This window comes from Mycobacterium intermedium (genome assembly GCF_002086275.1).
GTDB lineage: Bacteria > Actinomycetota > Actinomycetes > Mycobacteriales > Mycobacteriaceae > Mycobacterium > Mycobacterium intermedium.
Genome location: NZ_MVHT01000002.1, coordinates 15,489 through 40,125, shown reverse-complemented (window position 1 = coordinate 40,125; position 24,637 = coordinate 15,489). Strand labels below are relative to the sequence as shown.

Genomic DNA, 24,637 nt, shown 5'->3' with positions numbered 1-24,637 from the left:
TTCGCGATTCATTCGTTAAGCGGAACGGTATCGCTGCACCCGAATCCCTTTCTAGACCAGCGGAAATTGGTTGCAGAACCGATACTGTGTGCCTGCCACGTCGTGACTGCAGAGTTGTCGAACGGTGACTTGACGGGCTTTCTGGCCCCTTGCGGTGCCCTGCCGACCGCCGCGAACGTTGACACTGCGCTCAGGGCGGGGGCCACTCGCACTTCCCCGCCCAGGACGCAGACTCAAAACCCAACGGACCCCCGCGAACGTTCACACTGCGCTCAGGGCGGGGGCTACTCGCACTTCCCCGCCCAGGACGCAGACTCAAAACCCGCGCCAACGCCCGCGCCCAAGCCCCAGAACGCCACTAGCCCCAGAGTGACGACGGCCAAGTGAAGCTGAGCGCGCCCTGGCTCAACCGGGTGATGAGGTTTTCCAGGTGCTTGAGCGGAAACTCGGTTCGCCACTCCGGCAGAACGCCGGAAACCTGCAAGGTGTCCAACCCGAGGCTGACGTCGGTGATCAGTAGGCCGTGCGGTAGTTCAGGCAGTGGCACCTGGTAGGCCGGCAACCGGGCCGGCAACGTCCAGTTCCGCTTCCCGACGACCACCGCCACCGGCCGCAACCACAAGTTGTTCCCCACCACGTCGACGTCCACTTCCACGCCGCCCCAACGGGGTTGACGGGCCCAGCGCAGGCGTGCGGTTCCGTCCTCGCGTAACTCCCCCCGCAAATGCGGCGCCGCGACCCGCAGTGCTCCTTCGAAGGTAGCGGCAGGCACCGCCGACGACAGTTCCACCGGCGCCGCGACCACCACCGGTGGCATGCCCGGGCGAATGTGGACGTTGTGCAACACCGCGACGGCACGCTGCAGATGGTGGTTGTCCCATCTGATGTTGCACGCCGCCACTCGCACCTCGCCGAGCTGACCGACGGCCAAACCTTGTGGGTCCAGCTCCGAGGTCAACTCCGTTACCGTCAGCTGCACGTCGCGGTCGCCCATTCGGACCGTGACTTCGGTGCCGATGAGCAACTGCTGCAGCGTGACGAACAGCGTGCGGTAAGGAACCTTGGCGGCCTGCGCGGCGCCGTCGCTCACCGACTGCAAACCGCTCGACGACCACAAGGACCCGAGAAATTCCAACGCGCGCAACGGGTCATCCCACCGCAGCCGGGGAACCTTCGGCGACATGCCAAGCGCCTCCTTAATGCGAGGGTAGCCCGGCGCTGCCGGCTCGCAACAGGAAGTTCGGTGATCCGCTGCGTGACCCCGCCGCGCTATCCCGGCAACACGGGCGCGGCTCCGGGCACCATGAGCCCGGGTACCTCCAACCAGCCCTGCTGGCCCTCGGCCGCCGACGCCGAATACATCAGCACGCCTTGGGGTCCCGCGACATACACCGTCGACGGATTGGCCGCGATCGCGAACAACGGAATCTGCAGATTACGCGACGGAGCGTCGGAATTGACCCCGTCGAGGTTGACGTAGGACACCGGATGGGTGGCATCGTTTCGCGTCACCACGATGTCGTCGCCGGTCCGCCAGTACAGCGACACCACCGATGTTCCCAGCCCGAATCCCAGCCGGCGCGGATAGGTCAAGGCGAACTGGCCGGCCTGAGTCTGCTCCACCCCCGCGAGGATCACCTGGCCCTCGATCACCATCGCAGCACGCGTCCCGTCGCGCGACAGCTGCAGCTCGCTGATCGCTCCCGGGAAACGGGCCGTCACCGCGGTGGAATCCACCGGGATCCGGGCGGGCTGTCCCGATGCGGGTTCCTGGATCGCGCGCAGCACGTTGTTCGTGTCGACGACAACCCACACCGCGTCGTCCAGTGACCAACTGGGCCGCGACAGATTGTGTCCGTCGGCGGATTGCACCGCCTCGCCGCCCAGGTCGCCGATCCACAACGACGCCGCCATGTCCGGGGCGCCGCGGCGCAGCGTCACCACCGACGCCACCTGCCGCCCGCTGCGTGACAGTGCCGCGGCGGTCTGGTCTCCCATGTGCCCAAACGCTCCCGGCACGGGGGCGATGTGCTGCCCGTCCAGGCCGACCAGCGACCCGCCGACCAGCGCGTGCACCCCGGCTCCCGCGCCGTCCGCAACGCCGGGGTCGGTGGCCGCGACGTCGGACGTGTTCCATCCCTGTGCGAACCTGTCGTCAAGCGGGGCGCCGTCGGCGTTGATGACGTACGGTCCCCTGATATCGGCCCGGGCCAACGTCCAAATGATCTGTGCGGCAAGGAGTTGCCTGCTGTGGGGGTCGGTGGTGGTCAGCTTCTCGAGTTCGATGCGCGCGCCGCCGTACCCCTTGCCAATGCCACTCTTACCCCCGTCGGCCCGAGTCACCGGACCCCGCAGCCGCAGCGGCGGCGACAACAGATTGCGCACCGTGTGCGCCATCTCGGGACGTTGCCCGGCCAGCAATTTGGAGACGAGTTCGGTGGCCAGCTGGTCGTGATCGGACACCGCGACGTAGCGCGGATCGGGCACCACGGTCTTGCCGGTGGGATCGGCGAAGTACAGGGTGTTGCGCTTGTAGGTGGCCTGGAACTGCTGCCAGTCCAGGAAGACGCCGTTGGGCAGGCGGTCGATGCGCCAGCCGCCCGAGGTCTTGACCAACTCGATCGGTCCCGGGTCCGGCAATTGACCTTCGGCCGTCTCGAACACCCCCATGTCGGACAGCGAGCCCAGGATGTCCGCCCGCATGTTCGCCGTAACCTTTTCCGCGCCACGGGTTTCGACGAACACGACGTGGTCGATCAGCAGTGCGCTACCGCCGTCGTCCCAGGAATTGGAGGCCTTCTGGGTGAGGAACTGGCGTGCCGCGAGGTGGCGGTTGGCCGGGTCGGCGGTGGCTTTGAGGAACTCGCGCAGCAGCACATCGGGATCCATGCCGGGGGTCGGCTTGGGCAGGTTTGACGGCGCGGGCCGCTCCACGGTGCCAATGGCTTGCGGGGCCGACGCGCTGGGCACGCTGGCACAACCGGCGAGCAGCAGCACCGTCGACATCAACGCCAAGATGGCCCGTAGCCGTGTCATCATCCTCTCCAGTCGGCGTGCTCGCGCTGGCGTTGACGCTCCGCATGGTCCTGCACGCTGGGTTGCGACGACGGCGAGACCACCTGCTGGGGACCCGACGGCGGGGGTGTTGGGACCGGTTTCATGGGCAACGGGCTGGTGGTCACCTTGTGGCCGCGCACCAGGGGCAGCGTGAGCCGGAAGCAGGCGCCCTCGCCGGGCTCGCCCCAGGCCTCCAGCCGGCCCTGGTGCAACCGCGCGTCCTCGACACTGATCGCCAGGCCCAGCCCGGTGCCCCCGGAGCGACGCACCCGCGACGGGTCCGAACGCCAGAATCGGCTGAATACCAGTTTTTCCTCGCCGGGCCGCAGCCCGACGCCGAAGTCGCGCACGGTGACGGCGACGGTGTCCTCGTCGTAAGCCATCCGGATCTGCACCGGCTTGTGCTCGGCATGGTCGATGGCATTAGCGATCAGGTTGCGCAGAATGCGCTCGACCCGCCGCGGATCGACCTCTGCGATCACCTCTTCCTCGGGCATGAAGACCTGCAACTCGATCTTGGCGTCCTCGGCCAGGTGGCCCACATTGCCCAGCGCGCTCTTGACGGTGGTGCGCAAATCGACTGCCTCGACCGACAATTCGGCCACACCGGCGTCGTGCCGGGAGATCTCCAGCAGGTCGTTGAGCAGCGTCTCAAACCGGTCGAGCTCGTTGACCATCAACTCGGTGGAGCGACGTAGCGCCGGGTCCAGGTCGGCGCTGTGGTCATAGATCAGGTCGGCTGCCATGCGCACCGTGGTCAACGGCGTGCGCAGTTCGTGGCTGACGTCGGAGGTGAAGCGGCGCTGCAGGTTACCGAACTCCTCGAGCTGGGTGATCTGCCGCGACAGGCTCTCGGCCATGTCGTTGAACGACACCGCGAGGCGTGCCATGTCGTCTTCACCGCGCACCGGCATGCGCTCGGACAGATGCCCCTCGGCGAACCGCTCGGCGATCCGCGACGCCGAGCGCACCGGGTTCACCACCTGACGCGACACCAGCAGCGCGATACCGGCCAGCAGCACCAGCAACACCAGACCGCCGGTGGCCATCGTGCCGCGCACCAGCGTGATGGTGGCCTGTTCGTTGGCCAGCGGGAAGATCAGGTACAGCTCCAGGTTGGCCACCTGCGACGACGTCGGGCTGCCGACGATCAGCGCGGGCCCGGAGAAGCCCTCGGTTTCCACCGTCGCGTACTGATAGGCGGCCTGCCCGGCCTTGACGAACCCGCGCAGCGCATTGGGGACCTGGTCGACCGGCCCGGCGCTGGACGCCGCGCGAGGTCCGTCACCCGGCACCATCAGCACCGCGTCGAACGCACCGGCCAAGCCGGCACCGGAGGCGGGATCGGTTTTGGACGTCAGGGTGTTGCGCGCGAGCTGCAGGCTGCTGTCCAGCGAGCGGGTTTCTTCACCGTTGACGATGCCGCTGACGGTGTTGCGCGCCCGCTCGATCTGGTCGATCGCGGCCCGCACTTTCACGTCGAGCACCCGGTTGGTGACCTGGCTGGTCAGCACGAAGCCGAGGGCAAGGATGACCGCCAACGACATCCCGAGGGTTAACGCCACGACTCGCAATTGCAGCGAGCGGCGCCACGCGACACTAACGATGCGACTTAACGCACCCAGACCCCGCGTCATGGGCCCGGAACGCCCCCAACGACTGCGTGTTCGTCGCCGCGAGCCCCAGATCACCGGCGCCTTTCTGCACTAACGCCGGAAACCGCGGAGATCACGGAGGTCCGGCCTTGTATCCCACTCCTCGAACGGTCAGAACCACAGTCGGGTTCTCGGGGTCTTTCTCGACCTTGGCCCGCAGACGCTGGACGTGCACGTTCACCAGGCGGGTGTCCGCCGGGTGCCGGTATCCCCACACCTGTTCGAGCAGCACATCACGAGTAAACACCTGGCGCGGTTTGCGCGCCAACGCGACGAGCAGGTCGAACTCGAGTGGCGTCAGCGAGATCTGCTCGCCATTACGGGTGACCTTGTGTGCCGGCACGTCGATGTCGACGTCGGCGATCGACAGCATCTCGGCCGGTTCGTCGTCGTTGCGGCGCAGCCGGGCCCGGATCCGGGCAACCAGCTCCTTCGGCTTGAACGGCTTCATGATGTAGTCGTCCGCGCCCGACTCCAGGCCCAGCACCACATCCACGGTGTCGGTCTTGGCGGTCAGCATCACGATGGGCACACCGGAATCGGCGCGCAGGACTCGGCACACGTCGATGCCGTTCATGCCGGGCAACATCAGATCCAACAGCACCAGATCGGGGCGCAACTCGCGCACCGCGGTCAGGGCCTGGGTACCGTCACCGATGACCGCAGTGTCGAAACCCTCCCCACGAAGCACGATGGTGAGCATCTCGGCGAGCGAAGCGTCGTCATCGACGACCAAAATCCTTTGCCTCATGCTGTCCATGGTGTCATCAGTTCGGGACAAACCTGGGCTATCCCGTGGGCGTTTCTTCGTTGATAAGGGCAAATCCATAACAAATTTGCATCTAACCGCCCGAATCGTCCGCCAATCGGGCCGCCAGACCCTTCGGATCTACGTCCGCGTCGACCACCAGCCACCGTCCGCCCCACCCTGCGTCGGCAAGTTCCAGGTACACCTCCCCGGTGCGCAGTTGCAGTCCGTCGTCGCGCTCATAGCTGTCGCGCGCCCGACCCGGGTCGCTTTCGGCGCGGCTGCGCGCGCGTTGCTTGGCCAACTCGACCGGAACCGCGAGCAGCACCTGCCAGTCCGGCGCGGGCAGACCCAGCCGTTGATATTCCATCCGCTGCACCCACGACACCGCCTCCCCGGCCGCGTCCTGATGCAGACGGGCGGCGCTGTAGGCGGCGTTGGAAGCGACGTAGCGGTCCAGGATCACCACGTCGTAGTCGCCCTGTAGCCGCTCGATCTCTTCGACCGCGCCGGCCCGGTCCAGGGCGAACAGCATCGCCATCGCATACACCGACGAGGCGAGGTCACCGTGCTCACCATGCAGCGCCTCCGCGGCGACGTCAGCCGTCACGGACCTGCCGTAGCGCGGGAACGCGAGCGTCGTAACCGACTTGCCGACCGCCTCGAAGGCGGCCTTCAACCCCTCGGTCAACGTCCGCTTACCCGAGCCGTCGACTCCTTCGATGGCGATCAGCACCGGGCGAGCCTATCGAGGGGTTCGAGCGTCGTGCTGGCGTGACACTCGACGCCGATCGCCGCGCTGGCGTGACGCTCGGCGGCAAGGCCGGCTCAGTAGCGGTAGTGATCCGGCTTGTACGGACCCTCGACGTCGACACCGAGGTATTCGGCCTGGTCCTTGGTCAGCTTGGTCAGCTTGCCGCCGAGCGCCTCGACGTGGATGCGGGCCACCTTCTCGTCGAGGTGCTTGGGCAGCCGGTACACCTCGTTGTCGTACTCGTCGTTCTTCGTCCACAACTCGATCTGCGCGATCGTCTGGTTGGCGAAGCTGTTGCTCATCACGAACGACGGGTGTCCCGTGGCGTTGCCCAGATTCAGCAGCCGGCCCTCGGACAGCACGATGATCGAACGGCCGGTGTCGGAGAAGGTCCACAGGTCGACCTGCGGCTTGATGTTGGTGCGGGTAGCTCCGGAACGCTCCAGCGCGGCGATGTCGATCTCGTTGTCGAAGTGACCGATGTTGCCCAGGATGGCGTGGTCCTTCATCGCCTTCATGTGGTCCAGCGTGATGATGTCCTTGTTGCCGGTGGCGGTCACCACGATGTCCGCATCGGCGATGGCGTCCTCGACCGTCACCACGTCGAAGCCCTCCATCAGGGCCTGCAACGCGTTGATCGGGTCGATCTCGGTGACGCTCACGCGCGCGCCCTGGCCCTTCGCGGCCTCCGCGCAGCCCTTGCCGACGTCACCGTAACCGCAGATCAGGACGTTCTTGCCGCCGATCAGCGCGTCGGTGCCGCGGTTGATGCCGTCGATCAGCGAGTGCCGGGTGCCGTACTTGTTGTCGAACTTGGACTTGGTGACCGAGTCGTTGACGTTGATCGCCGGGAAGGCCAGGTCACCCGCGGCGGCGAACTGGTACAACCGCAGCACGCCGGTGGTGGTCTCCTCGGTGACGCCCTTGACGGATCCGGCGATCTTGGTCCACTTGCCCTTGTCGGTCTCGAAGCGCTTGCGCAGCAGGTTCAGGAAGACCTTCCATTCGGCCGGGTCGTCGTCCTCGGCGGGCGGCACCACGCCGGCCTTCTCGTACTGCATGCCGCGCAGCACCAGCATGGTGGCGTCACCGCCGTCGTCCAGGATCATGTTGGCCGGCTTGTCCGGGTCCGGCCAGGTGAGCGCCTGCTCGGCGCACCACCAGTACTCCTCGAGCGTCTCGCCCTTCCACGCGAACACCGGGACGCCCGTGGGCTCCTCGGGGGTGCCGTACGGCCCGACGACGACGGCCGCGGCCGCGTGGTCCTGGGTGGAGAAGATGTTGCAGGACGCCCATCTGACTTCAGCACCGAGCGCGACGAGGGTCTCGATCAGCACCGCGGTCTGCACGGTCATGTGCAGCGAACCCGAGATCCTGGCGCCCTTCAGCGGCTGCACGTCGGCGTACTCGCGCCGCAGCGACATCAGCCCCGGCATCTCGTGCTCGGCGATCCGCAGTTCCTTACGACCGAAGTCCGCCAACGACAGATCGGCAATCTTGAAATCGATGCCATTCCGAACATCTGCGGTCAGCGAATTTTCGAGCGTGGTCATAGCGTGTTTTCCTTACTCAAGGGGGCTCACTCCGGGCTCATGAAAAGGCCGGGCGGCTACTTTAGCCGAGGTCTGGTCCTCCGCCCACTGTAGCCGCCCGGCCGTAGGCCCCCTGGTCAGGGGACTGTCCCGATTTCTATTGAACTATGTTCACCCCGTGCCGCTCGGCAAACGGAGTGAGCAGACGGGCCAGGTCCGCCGCCACGTCGTGGTCGGCTTCCGGTGGCATCGACACATAGCTCAGGGAGATCCGGACGATCGCCCGCGACAGCACGTTGGCGTCGTCGTCGCTGGTAGCGACCCAGGTTTGGGTGAATGCCGTCGCAAGCCGCTCCGAAGCGCGGTTGATGATCGGCGCGCTGTCGGTCGTGATCAGTTGCAGCAGATCGGGCTTGGCGACGCCGGTCAGCAACGAGACCACCAGTGGATCCGCCGCCGTCTCTGTGAAGAAGGTGCGGAAACCCTGCAGGAACGATTGGTAGATGTTCCCGACGTTGGCCTCCAGCGAGGCGTGGACCGCGTCGACCAGTCGGTCGGCCAGGCGCAAGGCGTAGCCCTGCGCCAGACCCTGGCGGGAGCCGAATTCGTTGTAGATGGTCTGCCGGCTGATGCCCGCGGCCCGGGCAACATCCGACAAGGTGATCGCGGACCAGTCCCGGGTGAGAAGCAGATCTCGCATCGCGTCCAAGACCGAGTCACGCAGGAGGGCACGTGACGCTTCGGCGTAGGGAATGCGCTTCACAGGCGCGACAATAGTGGTCAACTCCGTGCCACCTCCACCATCACGAAGTCGGCTTTTCCCGCGCCGCAGTCCGGGCAGCTCCAGTCGTCGGGGATGTCGGCCCAACGCGTCCCGGGAGGTATGCCGTCCTCAGGCCAGCCCAGCGCCTCGTCGTATTCAAAGCCGCACTGGACGCATTGGAAGAGTTTGTAGTCACTCACTTGTTTCCTCCTATCCTTTCGAAATCTGGCTTTTCGCGGACGGCGCAGTCCGGACAGGTCCAGTCTTCGGGAATCTCCTCCCAGCCCGTGCCGGCTGGAAAACCTTCTCTCGGATCGCCTTTGGCCTCGTCGTAGGTGTAGTCGCAGACGGGGCACCGATAGGCATTGCTCGTCTGCTGGGTCACGCGGCAGCCTCCTGGCCGCCTTCCTGCCCGCCGTACTTGGCCAGCAGTTTCTTGCGCAACCGGGGGTGCACATTGACCTTGGTGATGTCGCCGTCGTAGTGCTCGAGCACCCGGTGGTCCATCACCTTGCGCCACAACGGCGGGAAGTAGGTCAGCGAGATCATCGATGCGTACCCACTGGGCAGGTTGGGGGCGCCCTCCATGCTGCGCAGCGTCTGGTAACGCCGGGTGGGGTTGGCGTGGTGGTCGCTGTGCCGCTGCAGGTGGTACAGGAACAGGTTGGTGACGATGTGGTCGGAGTTCCAGCTGTGCACCGGGGCGCAGCGCTCGTAGCGGCCGTTGGCGTTCTTCTGCCGCAACAGCCCGTAGTGCTCGAGGTAGTTGACCGCTTCCAGCAGGCAGAAACCGAAGATCGCCTGGATGACGATGAACGGGATCAGGCCGACGCCGAACACGGCGATCAGCACACCCCACAGCACCACCGACATGGCGAGGGCGTTGATCACGTCATTGCCCAGGTAGGTGCGCGGGTCCCACGGGCTGCGGCCAGACCGACGGATGCGCTGTGCCTCGAGATGGAACGCGGACCGCGCGCTGCCGATCACGGTACGGGGCAGGAACTCCCAGAACGTCTCGCCGAAACGGGCTGACGCGGGGTCCTCCGGGGTGGAGACGCGCACGTGGTGGCCGCGGTTGTGCTCGACGTAGAAGTGGCCGTAGCAGGTCTGCGCCAGGGTGATCTTGGACAGCCAGCGCTCCAGCGACTCCTTCTTGTGGCCCATCTCGTGGGCGGTGTTGATGCCGACGCCACCGAGCACGCCGACCGAGAGCGCCAGACCGACCTTGCCCAGCCAGCCCAGACCGCCCTCAAAGCCCAGCCAGCTGAGGTTCGGCGCGGTGAACAGGTATGCGCCCAGGATCACGCTGGCGTACTGGAACGGGATGTAGATGTAGGTGCAGTAGCGGTAGTACTTGTCGTTCTCCAGGCGCTCCATCACCTCGTCGGGCGGGTTCTGCCCGTCGGGACCGAAACGCAGGTCAAGCAGCGGCAACAGGATGTAGACCAGGAACGGCCCGATCCACAGCGGCAACTGCGCCGCGGTATGCCACTCGAGCTGATTGATACCCCAGACGACGGGCAGCATCACGAACAACGCCGTGGGGGCGATCAGGCCCATCAGCCATAGGTAGCGCTTCTTGTCACGCCACTCTGCCGCCGGCAATTCCGACGGGTCCGATCTGAACTGTGTGGTCATATGCCAAACCTCCTTGTGAGTCACACCACTCTCGGAGGTTGACAATATCGACTATCCCGTCTCCTGTCTAGACACGGAAAGGCATTTTGTACACGAAGTAGCCAAATTTTCATTCGGTGTCTACGAAGTGTCCTCCGAGTCCACCTTTGTCGAAGTTGTCGAGCCCGCGGCGGCATTCCGGCGCCCCAGCACCGAGTGCCGGCGCCCGTAACCCGCGTAGATCGCGGTTCCCAACACCAGCCAGATGGCGAACCGGACCCAGGTCAGAGCGGTCAGGTTGAGCATCAGCCACAGGCAGGCGGCCACCGAGGCGATGGGCAGCAGCGGCACCCACGGCGCCTTGAACCCGCGCTCCAGGTCCGGCCTCGTCCGGCGCAGCACGATCACGCCGGCCGACACCAGCACGAAGGCGAACAGCGTGCCGACGTTGACCATCTCCTCGAGCTTGTCGATGGGGAACACCGACGCCGTCGCCGCGATTACCACCGCAACCAGCACGGTGATGCGCACCGGCGTGCCCCGCTTGCCGGTCTTGGCCAGCCAGCGCGGCAACAAACCGTCGCGCGACATGGCGAACAGCACCCGGCACTGACCCAGCATCAGCACCATCACCACGGTGGTCAGCCCGGCCAGCGCGCCGATCGAGATGATGTTGCTGGCCCAGTCGATGCCGTTCGCCTTGAACGCGGTGGCCAGGTTGGTCGAATGACCGTTGACGGTCTTGAGTTGGGTGTAGGACACCATCCCGGACAGCACGACCGACACCGCCACGTACAGCACGGTGACCACGCCGAGTGAGGCGAGGATGCCGCGGGGCACGTTGCGCTGTGGGTCTTTGGTCTCCTCCGCCATGGTGGCCACGATGTCGAAGCCGATGAACGCGAAGAACACGATCGATGCGCCCGCCAACACGCCGTACCAGCCGTAATGGCTGCTTCCGGCGCCGGTCAGCATCGACAACACCGACTGGTCGAGGCCGCCACCCTCGCTGCCGCCGAACTCGGGTTCGGGAATGAACGGTCGGTAGTTTGACGCCTTGATGTAGAACGCGCCCACGACCACGACCAGGATGACCACCGCCACCTTGATGGTGGTGACCACCGCGGAAAACCGCGACGACAACTTGGTGCCCAACGCCAGCAGCACCGCAACCAGAGTGATGATCAACAGCGCACCCCAGTCGAGGTTCCACGCGAAGTTGAACGATTTGAAATGCGCAGTGGCACCGGCGAATCCGAATACCGTGCCCAGGTAGCTCGACCACCCCTTGGCGACGACGGCGGCGCCGATGGCCAACTCCAGCACCAGATTCCAGCCGATCACCCAGGCCAGGAACTCGCCGAAGGTGGCATACGAGAAGGTGTAGGCGCTGCCCGCCACCGGCAGGGTCGAGGCGAATTCGGCGTAGCACAGGGCCGCCAGCGCACAGGTCGCCGCCGCGATGAGGAACGAGACCCAGATAGCGGGGCCGGTGATATCCCCGGTGGTCGATGCGGTGACGGTGAAGATGCCGGCGCCGATCACCACCGAGACGCCGAAGACCACCAGGTCCCACCAGGTGAGGTCTTTCCGGAGGCGAGTGCCAGGTTCGTCGGTGTCGGCGATCGATTGCTCAACGGACTTCATGCGCAAACGACCGGCCATGTGCCCACCCCTATTCGTCTTTCCCACGCTGTGAACCGCAGGTTACTGGGTACCCTCCGGAAATGGTGGGGGACTTACAGGACAAGCATGACCATGCCGTGGTCATCGGCGCCAGCATTGCGGGATTGTCCGCAGCCCGGGTGCTGTCGGACTTCTATGCACGGGTGACGGTATTCGAGCGCGACGACCTGCCCAACGAACCGAGCCATCGCGCCGCAGTTCCACAGGGCCGGCATGTGCACATGCTGATGGCCCGCGGGGCAATAGAGTTCGAGAACCTCTTCCCCGGTCTGCTCGACGACATGGTGGCCGCGGGCGTTGCGAAGCTGGAGAACAGGCCGGACTGCATCTACCTGGGTGCCGCGGGCCACGTGTTGGGCACCGGGCACACCCTGCGCGACGAGTTCACCGCATATGTGCCGAGTCGGCCGCATCTGGAGTGGCAACTGCGGCGGCGCGTCCTCGACATCGACAACGTCGAGATCGTGCGGCGCTCGGTCTTCGAGCCCCGTTACGAGCCGACCAGGCAGCGCGTGACCGGCGTGCTGATCGATCCGACCGAACCCGGTGCGGATCCCGACGTCGTCGCCGCCGATCTGGTGGTCGACGCGGCGGGGCGCGGCACCCGGTTGCCGGTCTGGCTCAAGGAATGGGGATACCAGCCCGCCGAGGAGGCGACGGTGGGTATCGGCGTCAAGTACGCCTCCCAGGCGTTTCGCATGCCCGACGGGCTGATCCAAGAGAAGGTCGTGGTGAACGGAGCGTCCCATGACCAGTCGCTCGGCATCGGCATGCTGTCCTACGAGGATGGCACCTGGCTGCTGACCACCTTTGGTGTGGCGAATATCAAACCGCCGCAGACGTTTCCGGAGATGCTCGCCCTCGTCGACGAGCTGCTGCCGGACCACTTCGGCAAGGCCCTCCGCCACGCCGAACCGATCGGCGGACCCGCATTCCACGCGTTCCCGGCCAGCAAGTGGCGTCGCTACCACAAGCTTGAGCGCTTCCCAGCCGGGATCATCCCGTTCGGCGACGCGGTCGTGAGCTTCAATCCCACCTTCGGGCAGGGCATGACGATGACGTCGCTGCAAGCGGGTCATTTGCGCCGGGCGTTGGAATCCACCGCGGCTGCGGGTTCGGATGCTCAGCTTTCGCGCGAATTCAACCGAACCACCGCCAAAACCACTTTCCCGGTGTGGATGATGAACGCCATCGGCGACGTCACCTTCCACCACGCCAAGGCCGATCCCGAGCCACGCTGGTGGCGATCTGTGGGCAGCCTGTTCGATCAGTTCCTCGGGGCCGCCGAAGCGGATCCCGTTCTCGCCGAATGGTTTCTGCGTCGGTTCAGCCTGCTCGACAGCCTGTACATGGTGCCGCCCGCCCGGATATTCGGACGCACGGTGGTCCACAACATGCGGCTTTGGTTGCAAGAGCAACGCGAACATCGCAGGGGCGGCGGAGCCGCCAGAGGCGTCAGAGCCCTACAGTCGCCCTGAACAACTTGGCCGGTTCGTGCGCGGTCAACCGGATGGGTCCGTCATCGGCCGCCACCCACGCCGCCGCACCGCGTTCCAGCGTGAGCGAGCCGGACTTCGCATGCACGATCGTGGAACCCTCGACGCACAACAGAATCTGCGGCCCCTCGTGGCGTGCCGACGCGTCGACCTGGTGGCCGAGGGATTCGCCGTCGAGTTCCAGCAGGGCGACCGCGAATTCGTCGGTCGGGGTCTCGTAGATCAGCGCCAGCCCCTCGCGGTGCACCGGTGGCCGGAGCGCCGACTCGGGGGTAGGGGCGAAATCGAGCACCCGCAACAACTCCGGCACATCGACGTGCTTGGGGGTGAGTCCGCCGCGTAACACGTTGTCGGAGTTGGCCATTACCTCGATTGCAAACCCGCGCAGATAGGTGTGCAAGTTGCCGGCCGGCAGGAAGATCGCCTCACCGGGGGCCAGCGTGATGCGGTTGAGCAGCAGCGCGGCCAGTACGCCGGCGTCACCTGGATACCGCTCACCGAGCTCGAGCACCGTCTTGGCCTCGGCCGCGAATTCCGTTGCGCCTGAGCTGACGTACTGAATCGCGCCGTCCAACACGGCCGGAATCAGCACGTCGATGTCCGGCTGCGGAGCGGTGATCCAGGTGGTGAACAGCGCACGCAGACCGTCGGCGTCGGAGCCGTCGGTGAGCAGGTCGATGAACGGGTCGAGATCGGAAACGGCCAGCGCCTGCAACAGCTCTCGGGTGCGCGCGGCCTGACGGAAGCCGGCCAACGCTTCGAACGGCTCCAGCGCCACCAACAACTCCGGCTTGTGGCTGGTGTCGCGGTAGTTGCGCACAGGCGAGTTCACCGGAATACCCAGACGCTCCTCACGCAGGTAACCCTCGACCGCCTGCTCGGCGCTCGGATGGGCCTGCAGCGACAGCGGTTCGTCGGCAGCCAGCACCTTCACCAAGAACGGAAGCACATCGCCGAAGCGGGCCCGGGCCGTGGTACCGAGTTGGCCCTCCGGGTCGGCGACAAGCGCGTCCAGCAGCGAGGTTTCCCCCTCGGGCGTCTCCAACCAGGCTGGGTCACCCGGGTGCGCACCGAACCAGAGTTCGGCTTCGGGATGAATGGCCGGCACCGGCCGTCCGGTGAACTCTGCGATAGCGGTACGCGATCCCCAGGCGTACGTACGTAGCGCGCCGCGTAGTAATTCCACTGTCTATCTATCCCCGAACCAATCGCAAGTAAACCGCCGCCATCTCCAACCGAACGGCCAATACTGCCAGCTGCTGCTCCGCTCCCCCAGCACCACCCTGCGTCGGGAACCCGGACGATGCTGTCAGTCCGCCCGGTGTGTCGGGAACCTCCGGCACGTCTTCCGCGGTGATCAGATCCACGGCGTCCAGGCCGGCCACCCGCGCTGCCACCACCGTTCGCTCGCCGGCCAGCGTCAAGACCAGCACGCGCAGCCGCTCCGGCAACGGGCCGTCGAGCTCTTCGTCGTGGAACAGGGCTTGCTCGGCGGAAATACCCGACGAACCGGTACGCAGCGCGACCACCGCGTCCGCCAACCCGGCCGCGCCGACCACCTCGTTGGCGATCCGCAACATCATCGAGCTGCCGTGGCGAGCCAGTGCCACCGTCGCCGCACTGTCCCCGGCCAGCGCGACACGGTAGTCGGACACCCGCGCGGCCAGACTCTTGGCCGGGTTGGTGAAAACCTCGCGGGCGGCGCTGTTGCGCAGCGTCTCGGCGTCCAGTTCGTCGGCGAGCGCGGCGAGATCAATGCGCAGCTTAGAGTCCACGGCCTGCAAGACGGCCACACCCGCGGCCAGGTAACGACACAACCCGAACTCGTCGGGCACCAACAGGCGCGGCGGCAACACCGCGGCCCGGCCGGCCGTGGAGTCGCGCAGCGGACCTTCGTACGGCGCGACCACGACCACCCGCGCTCCCCGGCGCACTCCGACCGCGGCCGCCCCGACCAACGCAGGATCACCGGGGTCGTCGCCGGCGACGACCAACACGTCGAGCGGCCCGATCCAGGGCGGCGCCTCGGTGGCCAACACGATCGGCTGGGCCGCAACGGCGCCGAGGGTGGAGGTCAGCAGGACACCGGCGGTCGCGGCGGTTCCCCGGCCGGACACCCAGATCACGCTGCGCACGACCGAGTCGCGCAGCGCGTCCAGTTCGCCTTCGGCGGCCGCCGCGGCAACGGCCCGCACCTGCGCACCCGCCATCGACGCCCCGCGCAGCAACGCGTCGCGGTCGGCGGCCAGCAATCCCTCGGTGTCTTCGAGGTCGACCACTTGGGTGGCGCTCATGTTTTCGACTCTGCCTTCTCCCCCGCCTTGCCCGCAGTGACGGCAGCGATCTGCGCACTGACCTGACTGACCACCGCGTCGACATCCTCAGCGCTACGGCCCTCCACGTTGAGCCGCAGCAGCGGCTCGGTGTTGGAGCTACGCAGGTTGAACCAGCTGTCGTCGCCCAGGTCCACCGTGACCCCATCCAGGTGATCGATGGACTGGATCCGGCCGCCGAAGGACTTCAGCACCCCGTCCACGGCGGCGTCCGCGTCGGCCACGGTGAAGTTGATCTCACCGGAAGACTCGTAGCGCTGGTAGTCGGAGGCCAGCTCGGACAGCGGCCGGTTGTCCTGCTCGCCGAGGGCCGCCAGCACATACAACGCGGCCAACATCCCCGAGTCGGCGCCAAAGAAGTCGCGGAAATAATAGTGCGCCGAATGCTCTCCGCCGAAGATCGCGCCGGTCTCGGCCATCATCGCCTTGATGTAGGAGTGGCCGACGCGCGAGCGCAGCGGTGTGCCGCCGCGCTCGAGCACCAGCTCGGGCACCGCGCGCGACGTTATGACGTTGTGGATCACCGTGGCGCCGATCTCGCGGCCGAGTTCGCGCGCGGCCACCAGAGCTGTCACCGCCGACGGCGACACGGGCAGACCGCGTTCGTCGACCACGAAACAGCGGTCGGCGTCTCCGTCGAAGGCCAGGCCGATATCGGCGCCGGTCTGTTGGACGAATGCCTGCAGATCCCGCAGGTTCGCCGGGTCGAGCGGGTTGGCCTCATGGTTGGGGAATGACCCATCGAGCTCAAAGTACAAGGGCAGCAGGGTAATCGAGTCGATCGCGCCGAGCACGGCGGGCGCGGTGTGCCCGGCCATGCCGTTGCCGGCATCCACTGCCACCCGCAGCGGGCGCAACTCGGAGGTGTCGACCAGTGACCGTAGGAAGGCCCCGTAGTCGCTCAGCACGTCGCGGTCGGAGATGGTGCCGGGGGGCCCGTCGTAGGCGTGCTGACCAGCGGGGCCGGCGGGGTCGCCGATCAGGTCGTTGCGAATGGCGTTGAGGCCGGTGTCCGCGCCGACCGGCAGGGCGGCCGCCCGGCACAACTTGATGCCGTTGTACGCCGCCGGGTTGTGGCTGGCGGTGAACATGGCACCCGGGCAGTTCAACAATCCCGAGGCGAAGTACAGCTGATCGGTCGACGCCAGGCCGATGCGCACCACGTCGAGCCCCTGCCCGGTGACTCCGGTCGCGAAGGCAGCTGCCAACGAGGGAGAACTGTCGCGCATGTCGTGACCGATCACAACCTGCGCGGCACCCTCGGCGCGCATCAACCGCGCGAATGCGGCGCCGACATCGGCGACGAATTCGTCGGTGATCTCTTCGCCGACCAACCCACGCACGTCATACGCCTTGATGACACGGTGGACAGCCTCGGCGGGCCACGGCATGCGCGCTCTCCTGACGACCTAGACGTTCTTCGCTTCTTGGCCGCCAGCCTATCGACCTTTCGCGGGCCGTTGAGCGCTAGTGCGACTAGTCCGAAGGATCAGGCAACACTCGCAGGTGTCCGCGCCGACGCCCGGTCCGGTGCTCGGGGGGTGCGATCACACTGCCGTTGGGCGCGGTCGCCTGGGCTCCGCCCGGGCGGAGGTCGCCAGGTGCGGCGTTGGTCCGGGGCGAAAAGCCATTGAGCGGCATTCCGTTCGTGCCGCCGTGAGCGCCCGTGAAACCGGCATAAGGGGCGTCGGCCGAGCGCGACGCTGGGCCGCCCTCACGCACGGCGTCAGCGAGGGCGACGAGGTCGTCCTCTTCCGGATGCGGATAAGTCGGCAGGGGGCCGGCATGGCGCATGAGTTCCCACCCGCGTGGAGCGGTGATGCGTCCGGCATGGCCGACACACAGATCCCAGGAGTGCGGTTCCCGCGCGGTAGCGAGCGGACCGACGACCGCCGTCGAGTCCGAGTACACGAACGTCAACGTTGCCACCGCATAGTGCGGACACCCGGGCCGGCAGCAGCGACGGGGTACGTTCACGCTCGAAAGGCTATCGTGCGGAAAGGTCGCGCAAGCGCCGGACACGCGCATCCGATCCGGGGCCGATTCGCAACCGTTACCATCACCGTTACCATCGGCGCTTGTGGGCCATTCCAGCGGCGATTTCCGCAGCTACCCGGGAAGGGGTCGGCCATCGCGGCGGTCGCGGTCTCGCCGGGCGACCCGCCGGGGCCGCGATCTGCGCGGCCCACTCCTGCCTCCGACGGTGCCGGGTTGGCGCAGCCGCGCCGAACGATTCGACATGGCCGTACTCGAGGCCTATGAACCCATCGAGCGGCGGTGGCACGACCGCGTGTCCGAACTTGATGTCGCGGTCGACGAAATACCCCGCATCTCTGCCAAGGACCCGGACAGCGTGCAGTGGCCACCGGAAGTCATCGCCGACGGCCCGATCGCCCTGGCGCGCCTGATTCCGGCCGGTGTCGACGTCCGCGGCAACGCCACGCGGGCGCGAATTGTGCTGTTTCGCAAGCCAATTGAGCGACGTGCCAAAGACACCGTCGAACTCGCGGAATTACTGCATGAAATCTTGGTGGCCCAGGTGGCCATCTACCTGGACGTGGAACCCTCGGTCATCGACCCGACGATCGACGACGACTGAGGCCACGGTTGCGGCCGCGTTGAGGTGAGGTCAGACGATGCCGCGCTTGAGGCGGCGACGCTCCCGCTCCGACAATCCTCCCCAGATGCCGAAGCGCTCGTCGTGAGCCAACGCGTATTCCAAGCACTCGTGGCGGACCTCGCACCCGAGGCAGATCTTCTTGGCCTCGCGGGTGGAGCCGCCCTTCTCCGGGAAGAACGCCTCCGGGTCCGTTTGGGCACACAGAGCGCGGTCCTGCCACTGGTCGGCAACGGCCGGCAAGGGCTCCGGCTCAAGCGCGGCGGACGGCTCCGAAACGACGGGTACCAGACTCAAATGCGGTCGGGCAGTTGGCGTCTGCGCCGGACCGGTGCTTATGTGCGCGGCGCTTCCCATTACTCCCCGAAGGTGTTCATAGGACATGCCTCCGCCTCCTCGTTTTTGTCGAGAGTGATTCTTGACCACTTTTTTGGTGTAGCAATACTTCGAACAAGTGATCGAATCTCGGTCTGCGACACCGCAACCGGCCGGCCAACCGGGAAATGACACTGATGTGATTAGACACGGGATGGCCTTTCCGGTCAAGCGCTAGGCCGCATTTCCATATCAGCTCGTGACCAAATTTCTGCTCATCTGTCACGCTTGGTCGGCGGCGTGTCGAGTGCTACTAGTCACACTTGTGGTCAAATGTCCGTCCCCCCTGTCACATTGACCACTCCAGTCACTGACCATAGCCCGTCGGCCCCGTAGTTGTCGCGCGGTACTGTCGTGCGCTGTGAAGGTCACCGTTTTGGTCGGTGGGGTCGGGGGCGCCCGATTTCTGCTTGGCGTGCAGCAGTTGCTCGGCCTCGGGCAGTTTGGCGCACCGGGAGCAAAAAACGACCACCAGCTAACCGCGGTGGTCAATATCGGCGACGACGCCTGGATCCACGGCCTGCGCGTCTGCCCAGACCTGGACACCTGCATGTACACCTTGGGTGGAGGTGTAGACCCGCAGCGCGGCTGGGGTCACCGTGACGAAACGTGGCATGCCATGGAGGAACTGGCACGCTACGGCGTACAACCCGATTGGTTCGAACTCGGCGACCGCGACATAGCCACCCATCTGGTGCGCACCCAGATGCTCAACGCCGGCTATCCCCTGTCGCAGATCACGACGGCGTTGTGCGACCGTTGGCAGCCTGGCGCGCGGTTGGTGCCCACCACCGACGACCGTTGTGAAACCCACGTGGTGATCACCGATCCCGCTGACAACACCCAGCGTGCGATCCATTTCCAGGAGTGGTGGGTGCGCTACCGCGCCCAGGTACCCACCCACAGCTTCGCCTTCATCGGCGCCGAAAAGGCGAGCGCCGCAACCGAAGCGGTCGAGGCCATCGCCGAGGCCGACGTCGTCATGCTGGCACCGTCCAACCCGGTGGTCAGCATCGGCGCCATCCTGGCGGTGCCGGGTATTCGAGGCGCGCTGCGCTCGACCACGGCGCCCATCGTTGGCTACTCCCCGATCATCGGAGGAAAGCCGTTGCGCGGCATGGCCGATGCCTGCCTCACCGTGATCGGGGTGGACTCCACCGCGGAGGCCGTCGGCCGACACTATGGTGCGCGTAGCGGTACCGGGGTACTGGATTGCTGGCTGGTGCACGAGGGCGACTTGGCCGGGTTCACCGCGGACATCGACGGTGTCGCCGTGCGGGATGTCCCCCTGCTCATGACCGACCCGCCGGCGACCGCAGAGATGGTCCGCGCGGGGCTTGATTTGGCGGGCGTGACCGCGTGACTGAACACGGCACCGCCGCGGCGGTCGAGATCCTGCCCGTCCCCGGCCTTCCCGAATTCCGTCCCGGCGACGACCTGAGCGCCGCGGTCGCCGCCGCCGCGCCGTGGCTGCGCGACGGTGACGTTGTGGTGGTCACCAGCAAGGTGGTTTCCAAGTGCGAGGGCCGACTGGTGCCAGCGCCGGCGGATGAGGAGGCGCGAGATCAGCTGCGCCGCAAGCTGGTCGAGGAGGAGGCAGTGCGCGTGCTGGCGCGCAAGGGCCGGACCTTGATCACCGAGAACCGACTGGGCCTGGTTCAGGCCGCCGCCGGGGTGGACGGTTCCAACGTTGACCGAGGCGAAATCGCCTTGTTGCCAGTCAATCCCGACACCAGTGCCGCAGAGTTGCGAAATCGGTTGCGGGAGCGACTCGGTGTCACCGTTGCAGTGATCATCACCGACACGATGGGCCGCGCCTGGCGCAACGGCCAAACCGACGCCGCTATCGGCTCCGCTGGAATTTCCGTTCTGCACAACTACTCTGGCTCGGTCGACGCGCACGGCAACGAGTTGATCGTCACCGAGATCGCGGTCGCCGACGAGGTTGCCGCCGCAGCGGATCTGGTCAAGGGCAAGCTGACCGCGATGCCGGTGGCGATCGTGCGAGGGCTTTCGGAACGAGTGGTCACAGATGACGGCTCGACGGCTCGGCAACTGCTGCGACCCGGCGAGGAAGACCTGTTCTGGCTCGGCACCGCCGAAGCCGTCGAACTCGGTCGACAACAAGCCCAGCTGTTACGCCGGTCGGTACGCAGGTTCAGCGCCGACCCGGTGCCGGCGGAGCTCGTCGAGGCGGCCGTCGCCGAGGCGCTCACCGCGCCCGCGCCCCATCACACCCGGCCGGTGCGCTTTGTGTGGCTGCGGACCAACGCCACCCGCGTCCGGCTGCTGGACCGGATGAAGGACAAGTGGCGTGCCGACCTCGCCGGTGACGGCCGGCCCGCCGACTCGGTGGAGCGGCGGGTGGCGCGCGGTCAAATCCTTTACGACGCACCGGAAGTCGTCATTCCCTTCCTGGTTCCCGACGGCGCGCACAGCTACCCCGACGCCGCCCGCACCGACGCCGAACACACCATGTTCACCGTCGCAGTAGGAGCGGCGGTGCAGGCTCTGCTGGTGGCGCTGGCCGTTCGGGGGTTGGGCAGCTGTTGGATCGGGTCGACGATCTTCGCCGCCGACCTCGTCCGCGCCGAACTCGAGTTGCCAGGTGACTGGGAGCCGTTGGGCGCCATCGCAATTGGTTACGCCGCCGAGCCCTCTGGTCCGCGCGACCCTGTATCCGTCGAGGACTTGCTCATTCGCAGATAAGCAGGTGCCAGACGTCGACGAACGCTACGGCTTGCTATGAAGTGGGCCGGAAATCACCCGCATTCGTGCCGCCGCCAATTCGACGCCCAGCGGCAGCCGATCAACCCGGCGGCAGATCTCGATCACCGCAGCCATCGGCTGGTCCTCTAGAGCAAAGTCCGGTTGGCTGGCCCGGGCACGTTCGACGAACAGACGGGTCGCGTCCTCTTCCTGGAGAGGCGGGACGCCGATGATCCGCTCGCCGTCGATACCCAGCGGCTGTCGGCTGGTTGCCAGCACCGACACCCGCGGGCAATGACGCACTATTCGGTCGATCAACCGTGCAGCCGCCTCGAGCACGTGCTCGCAATTGTCGAACACCAACAAGACCTCGCGCTCCCGCAGGTACTCGATGACGCTCGCCTCGATGTCCATGCCCGGCTGCTGCCGCAACCACACACTGGCCGCAACGGTGTGCACCACGGCGTCACCGTGTTCCAGTGGTGCCAGTTCGCAGATCCACACACCGTCGCCGAAGCGCTTCTGCTCGTTCCTCGCGACCTCGAGCGCGAGCCTCGTTTTGCCAACGCCGCCTACGCCCGTCAAGGTCACGAGCGGGGCGCGGTCCACTGCGTCGACCACCGATAGCGGATCCGTGTTGAGGACGTATGCCCCCGGCTCCCGCGCAATTGCCGCGTCATTGGTGTCGGCAAGCAAATTCCGCAGCCGGGAGACATATCCCGCGAGCGAATTCCTTGCGTTATGCGGCGGCTTGTCGGACCACACTCGATCGATCAGCTGGTCGACCGATATAGGGCGGTTGACGTCAATCAGAAATGCGGCCAGGACGCACCGCTGACGGGCATGGCCTATTTCCAGGCGCTGCCCGTTGACTCGAGCCTCGATCTCGCCGAGCAGGCTGAAATCGACCGTCATCCCAGCGGAACCCTCTCTGCAAATCGCAGCGAAAGCAGCATGTCTGGCTCTCGGTAGCAGAGTGCTCTCAACCGGCAGGCCCAGCGCATTTCATGGTCTTCACATAATTCTTGAAAGCTCGCCGGGCACCGTTAGCGGCGTCATCCAGCTCGCCTAGTCCGACACCCAAGACCAATGACGCCAGCGCCGACCCCATCGAAACACACGTTCAATCTTCGATCGGTCAAATGCGTCGGATATGCAAGCCACGTTGACACACGCCCTGAAATCTAGACCCCAGCATTGGGCTGAAAGGGGATAGTTCTGCTGTAAATGGATCCTGCATCCTCGCGAACCCCAGACCAGTTCGACGATCGCGACGACAAGGCCCCGGGCGAATTATCTTCCCGCCGTCCATGGAACTCACGGAGGTTTTCATGTCATTTATGTTCACCGCGCCGGAGTTAGTTTCGGCGGCGGCGTCCGAACTTGCGAGCATCGGCTCGACCCTCAGCTCCGCCAACGCGGCGGCGGCCGCTCCCACGACCGCATTGCTGGCCGCGGGTGCCGACGAGGTGTCGGCGGTGATTGCGTCGCTCTTCGCTCAGTACGGCACCGCTTATCAGGAACTGAGCAGCCAAGCGGTGGCATTTCACAGTCAGTTCGTGCAGACCCTCCAGTCGGGCGCGTTCGCCTATGCCAACGCCGAGGTTGCCAACGCCCAGCACACCCTGAACTCCCTGCTCAACCCGTCGGCGGCACCGGCGGCGCAGGCAACCGACCCGGTCAACCAATTCTTCGAGGCGCTGACCGGACGCCCGCTGATCGGCAACGGCGCCGACGGCATCACCAACGAGCAAGGGGTTGGTACACCTGGGAAACCCGGTGGGTGGCTTTACGGCAACGGCGGCAACGGCGGCAACGGTAGCGCCAGCGTCCTCAAGGCACCCGGCGGTGCCGGTGGGGCCGCGGGGCTGCTGGGCCATGGCGGAAACGGTGGTAACGGCGGCAACGGCGGGGCGGGCGGTGCCGGCGGCAACGGTGGTTGGTTGTGGGGTAATGGCGGCAACGGCGGCCACGGCGGCAGGGGCACCGGTCTCCTCCTCGATGGCGGGGCGGGCGGCGCCGGCGGCAGCGCCACCCTGTTCGGCATGGGCGGTCACGGCGGGAATGGGGGCAGTGGTTGGACCGGAGACGGCGGAGCCGGTGGCAACGGCGGCAACGGTGGCCTGGTCTACAGCGTCGGGGGCAACGGCGGCGCCGGCGGCGATGGTCCCCGCGGCGGGGTCGGCGGCAACGGCGGAGGCCACATCGGTCCCACGATCGCCTCACTGGTCGCCTACGGCGGTCACGGTGGCGACGGCGGTGACGGTATCAGCGGCTTCGGCGGTGCCGGCGGCAACGGGGGTGTCGGGAACGCCGCCTTCCTAGGCGTTGGCGGTAAGGGTGGCGCCGGGGGCAGCGGCATTATCGGAGGCGCCGGCGGGGCCGGGGGGGATGGCATCGCCGACAGCTACCTCGGCTTGTTCGGCCGCGGCGAGGGCGGGGACGGTGGTATGGGTGGTTCGGGCAGTGCCGCGGGCGCCACTGGCGGCAACGCCGGAAGCGGTGTCGTCTCCGGCCTCGCCGGGCTCGGCATAGCCATCGGCGGTAACGGTGGCGGCGGGGGCTCAGGCGCCGAGGTCAGCGGCGGCAACGGCGGGAACGGCGGTGCCGCCGAGACGGTCCACCTCGTCGGGTTCGGTTACGCCGAGGCCGGCGTCGGCGGTCTCGGCGGCTCCACGTCGTCGGGCACGGGTGGTGCCGGCGGCGGCGGCGGCCTCGCCGGCGCAATCAACCTCGTCGGCCTCGGCTACGCCCATGGCGGCAACGGCGGCGTTGGCGGCTACGCCACGATTAATGGCGACGGCGGCGCCGGCGGCCACGCCGGTCAGGCCAACGTGTTCTGGGGGCAGGCAATTGGTGGCGCGGGTGGCGCCGGCGGTGACGGTGCCGGCGTCCTCGGCATCGGAGGCTCCGGCGGCAAGGGCGGCACGGGCCTCGGGTTCCTCGCCACCGGCGGTGCCGGTGGCGGCGGAGGTACCGGCCTCCACACCGGCGGCGACGGCGGCGACGGTGGCGACGGCCTCGGCTTCCTGGGTAACGGTGGAGCCGGCGGCAATGCCGGGGCGGGCACCGGCCCCGCAGATGGCGGTAACGGCGGCAATGCCGGGACGTTTGTGAACGGCAGCTACACCCCATCGATTGCCGGCAACGGCGGAAGCGGCGGCAGTGGTTCCGGTGGCGGCAAGGGCGGCCTCGGTGGCCTCGCCAGCATGACCGGCAAGGCGGGGGCGAACGGGGCGCCCTAGCCACGGATAGGCGCCCGGTTCCCGAATTTCCTCGAAGTTCGGTCAAT

At 66.7% G+C, this 24,637-nt stretch carries 22 protein-coding genes; 5 read left to right on the top strand and 17 right to left on the bottom strand.

The window, feature by feature from the left end; all coding sequences use genetic code 11:
- Positions 1-358: 358 nt before the first annotated feature.
- The 11 genes from BST27_RS00870 to BST27_RS00820 all read right to left on the bottom strand — a co-directional run bounded on the left by BST27_RS00870 (position 359) and on the right by BST27_RS00820 (position 11,794).
- Positions 359-1,183 (bottom strand): hypothetical protein, encoded by an 825-nt coding sequence (locus BST27_RS00870; RefSeq protein ID WP_069418985.1) that lies wholly within the window; start codon positions 1,181-1,183, stop codon positions 359-361.
- Positions 1,184-1,269: 86 nt separating this feature from the next.
- Positions 1,270-3,036 carry an MtrAB system accessory lipoprotein LpqB gene (lpqB, locus tag BST27_RS00865; RefSeq protein WP_170062252.1) on the bottom strand — a complete coding sequence of 589 codons (1,767 nt, stop codon included), beginning with the start codon at positions 3,034-3,036 and terminating at the stop codon, positions 1,270-1,272.
- Entirely contained in the window at positions 3,036-4,748 is a 1,713-nt protein-coding gene (gene mtrB / locus BST27_RS00860) for an MtrAB system histidine kinase MtrB (protein WP_069418983.1), read from the bottom strand. Before mtrB ends, lpqB begins: the two co-directional genes overlap by 1 nt.
- 37 nt (positions 4,749-4,785) lie before the next feature.
- Positions 4,786-5,472, bottom strand: a complete 687-nt coding sequence (gene mtrA / locus BST27_RS00855) for a two-component system response regulator MtrA (protein WP_069418982.1) — start codon at positions 5,470-5,472, stop codon at positions 4,786-4,788.
- Between the two features lie 82 nt (positions 5,473-5,554).
- Entirely contained in the window at positions 5,555-6,196 is a 642-nt protein-coding gene (locus BST27_RS00850) for a dTMP kinase (protein ID WP_069418981.1), read from the bottom strand.
- Between the two features lie 92 nt (positions 6,197-6,288).
- The gene (ahcY, locus tag BST27_RS00845) at positions 6,289-7,767 is read right to left on the bottom strand and encodes an adenosylhomocysteinase (protein ID WP_069418980.1); all 1,479 of its coding nucleotides are present in this window, start codon (positions 7,765-7,767) and stop codon (positions 6,289-6,291) included.
- 136 nt (positions 7,768-7,903) lie between these two features.
- A complete protein-coding gene (alkX, locus tag BST27_RS00840; protein ID WP_069418979.1) occupies positions 7,904-8,509 on the bottom strand; it encodes a TetR family transcriptional regulator AlkX in 606 nt (201 codons plus the stop codon).
- Between the two features lie 17 nt (positions 8,510-8,526).
- Entirely contained in the window at positions 8,527-8,709 is a 183-nt protein-coding gene (locus BST27_RS00835) for a rubredoxin (protein ID WP_069418978.1), read from the bottom strand.
- Positions 8,706-8,894 (bottom strand): rubredoxin, encoded by a 189-nt coding sequence (locus BST27_RS00830; RefSeq protein ID WP_079219561.1) that lies wholly within the window; start codon positions 8,892-8,894, stop codon positions 8,706-8,708. Before BST27_RS00830 ends, BST27_RS00835 begins: the two co-directional genes overlap by 4 nt.
- Complete coding sequence (locus BST27_RS00825) at positions 8,891-10,150, bottom strand: alkane 1-monooxygenase (protein WP_069418977.1); 1,260 nt, start codon at positions 10,148-10,150, stop codon at positions 8,891-8,893. The genes BST27_RS00830 and BST27_RS00825 overlap by 4 nt, the downstream gene beginning before the upstream one ends.
- A 120-nt stretch (positions 10,151-10,270) precedes the next feature.
- The gene (locus tag BST27_RS00820; protein WP_069418976.1) at positions 10,271-11,794 is read right to left on the bottom strand and encodes an amino acid permease; all 1,524 of its coding nucleotides are present in this window, start codon (positions 11,792-11,794) and stop codon (positions 10,271-10,273) included.
- A gap of 98 nt (positions 11,795-11,892) precedes the next feature.
- Here BST27_RS00820 and BST27_RS00815 point away from each other — a divergent pair, with 98 nt between their 5' ends.
- Positions 11,893-13,293, top strand: a complete 1,401-nt coding sequence (locus BST27_RS00815; protein ID WP_139804959.1) for an FAD-dependent oxidoreductase — start codon at positions 11,893-11,895, stop codon at positions 13,291-13,293.
- On the opposite strand, the gene manA is transcribed toward BST27_RS00815, so the two are convergent.
- The 4 genes from manA to BST27_RS00795 form a co-directional block, all read right to left on the bottom strand.
- Entirely contained in the window at positions 13,271-14,497 is a 1,227-nt protein-coding gene (manA, locus tag BST27_RS00810) for a mannose-6-phosphate isomerase, class I (protein ID WP_069418974.1), read from the bottom strand. The genes BST27_RS00815 and manA overlap by 23 nt on opposite strands.
- Positions 14,498-14,504: 7 nt before the next feature.
- A complete protein-coding gene (locus BST27_RS00805) occupies positions 14,505-15,605 on the bottom strand; it encodes a TobH protein (RefSeq protein ID WP_069418973.1) in 1,101 nt (366 codons plus the stop codon).
- On the bottom strand, positions 15,602-17,035 hold the full coding sequence (locus BST27_RS00800; RefSeq protein WP_069418972.1) for a phosphomannomutase/phosphoglucomutase: 1,434 nt from the start codon (positions 17,033-17,035) through the stop codon (positions 15,602-15,604). The genes BST27_RS00805 and BST27_RS00800 overlap by 4 nt, the downstream gene beginning before the upstream one ends.
- 85 nt (positions 17,036-17,120) lie before the next feature.
- Positions 17,121-17,621, bottom strand: a complete 501-nt coding sequence (locus tag BST27_RS00795; protein WP_197518103.1) for a DUF3499 domain-containing protein — start codon at positions 17,619-17,621, stop codon at positions 17,121-17,123.
- A gap of 199 nt (positions 17,622-17,820) precedes the next feature.
- Between BST27_RS00795 and BST27_RS00790 the strand changes: the two genes are divergently transcribed.
- Complete coding sequence (locus BST27_RS00790) at positions 17,821-18,243, top strand: metallopeptidase family protein (protein WP_069419069.1); 423 nt, start codon at positions 17,821-17,823, stop codon at positions 18,241-18,243.
- A gap of 30 nt (positions 18,244-18,273) precedes the next feature.
- Here the strand turns inward: BST27_RS00790 and BST27_RS00785 are convergent, their stop codons facing one another.
- Positions 18,274-18,618, bottom strand: coding sequence for a WhiB family transcriptional regulator (locus BST27_RS00785; protein ID WP_069418970.1), 345 nt, complete (start codon positions 18,616-18,618; stop codon positions 18,274-18,276).
- A gap of 379 nt (positions 18,619-18,997) precedes the next feature.
- Between BST27_RS00785 and cofD the strand changes: the two genes are divergently transcribed.
- Complete coding sequence (gene cofD / locus BST27_RS00775; RefSeq protein ID WP_069418969.1) at positions 18,998-19,999, top strand: 2-phospho-L-lactate transferase; 1,002 nt, start codon at positions 18,998-19,000, stop codon at positions 19,997-19,999.
- Positions 19,996-21,345 (top strand): coenzyme F420-0:L-glutamate ligase, encoded by a 1,350-nt coding sequence (locus BST27_RS00770; protein ID WP_069418968.1) that lies wholly within the window; start codon positions 19,996-19,998, stop codon positions 21,343-21,345. The genes cofD and BST27_RS00770 overlap by 4 nt, the downstream gene beginning before the upstream one ends.
- A 24-nt stretch (positions 21,346-21,369) precedes the next feature.
- Here BST27_RS00770 and BST27_RS00765 read toward each other — a convergent pair whose 3' ends face one another.
- Entirely contained in the window at positions 21,370-22,260 is an 891-nt protein-coding gene (locus tag BST27_RS00765; RefSeq protein ID WP_079219563.1) for an ATP-binding protein, read from the bottom strand.
- 416 nt (positions 22,261-22,676) lie between these two features.
- On the opposite strand from BST27_RS00765, the gene BST27_RS34395 reads away from it, so the two are divergent.
- Positions 22,677-24,590, top strand: a complete 1,914-nt coding sequence (locus BST27_RS34395; protein ID WP_139804948.1) for a PE family protein — start codon at positions 22,677-22,679, stop codon at positions 24,588-24,590.
- Positions 24,591-24,637: the final 47 nt, after the last annotated feature.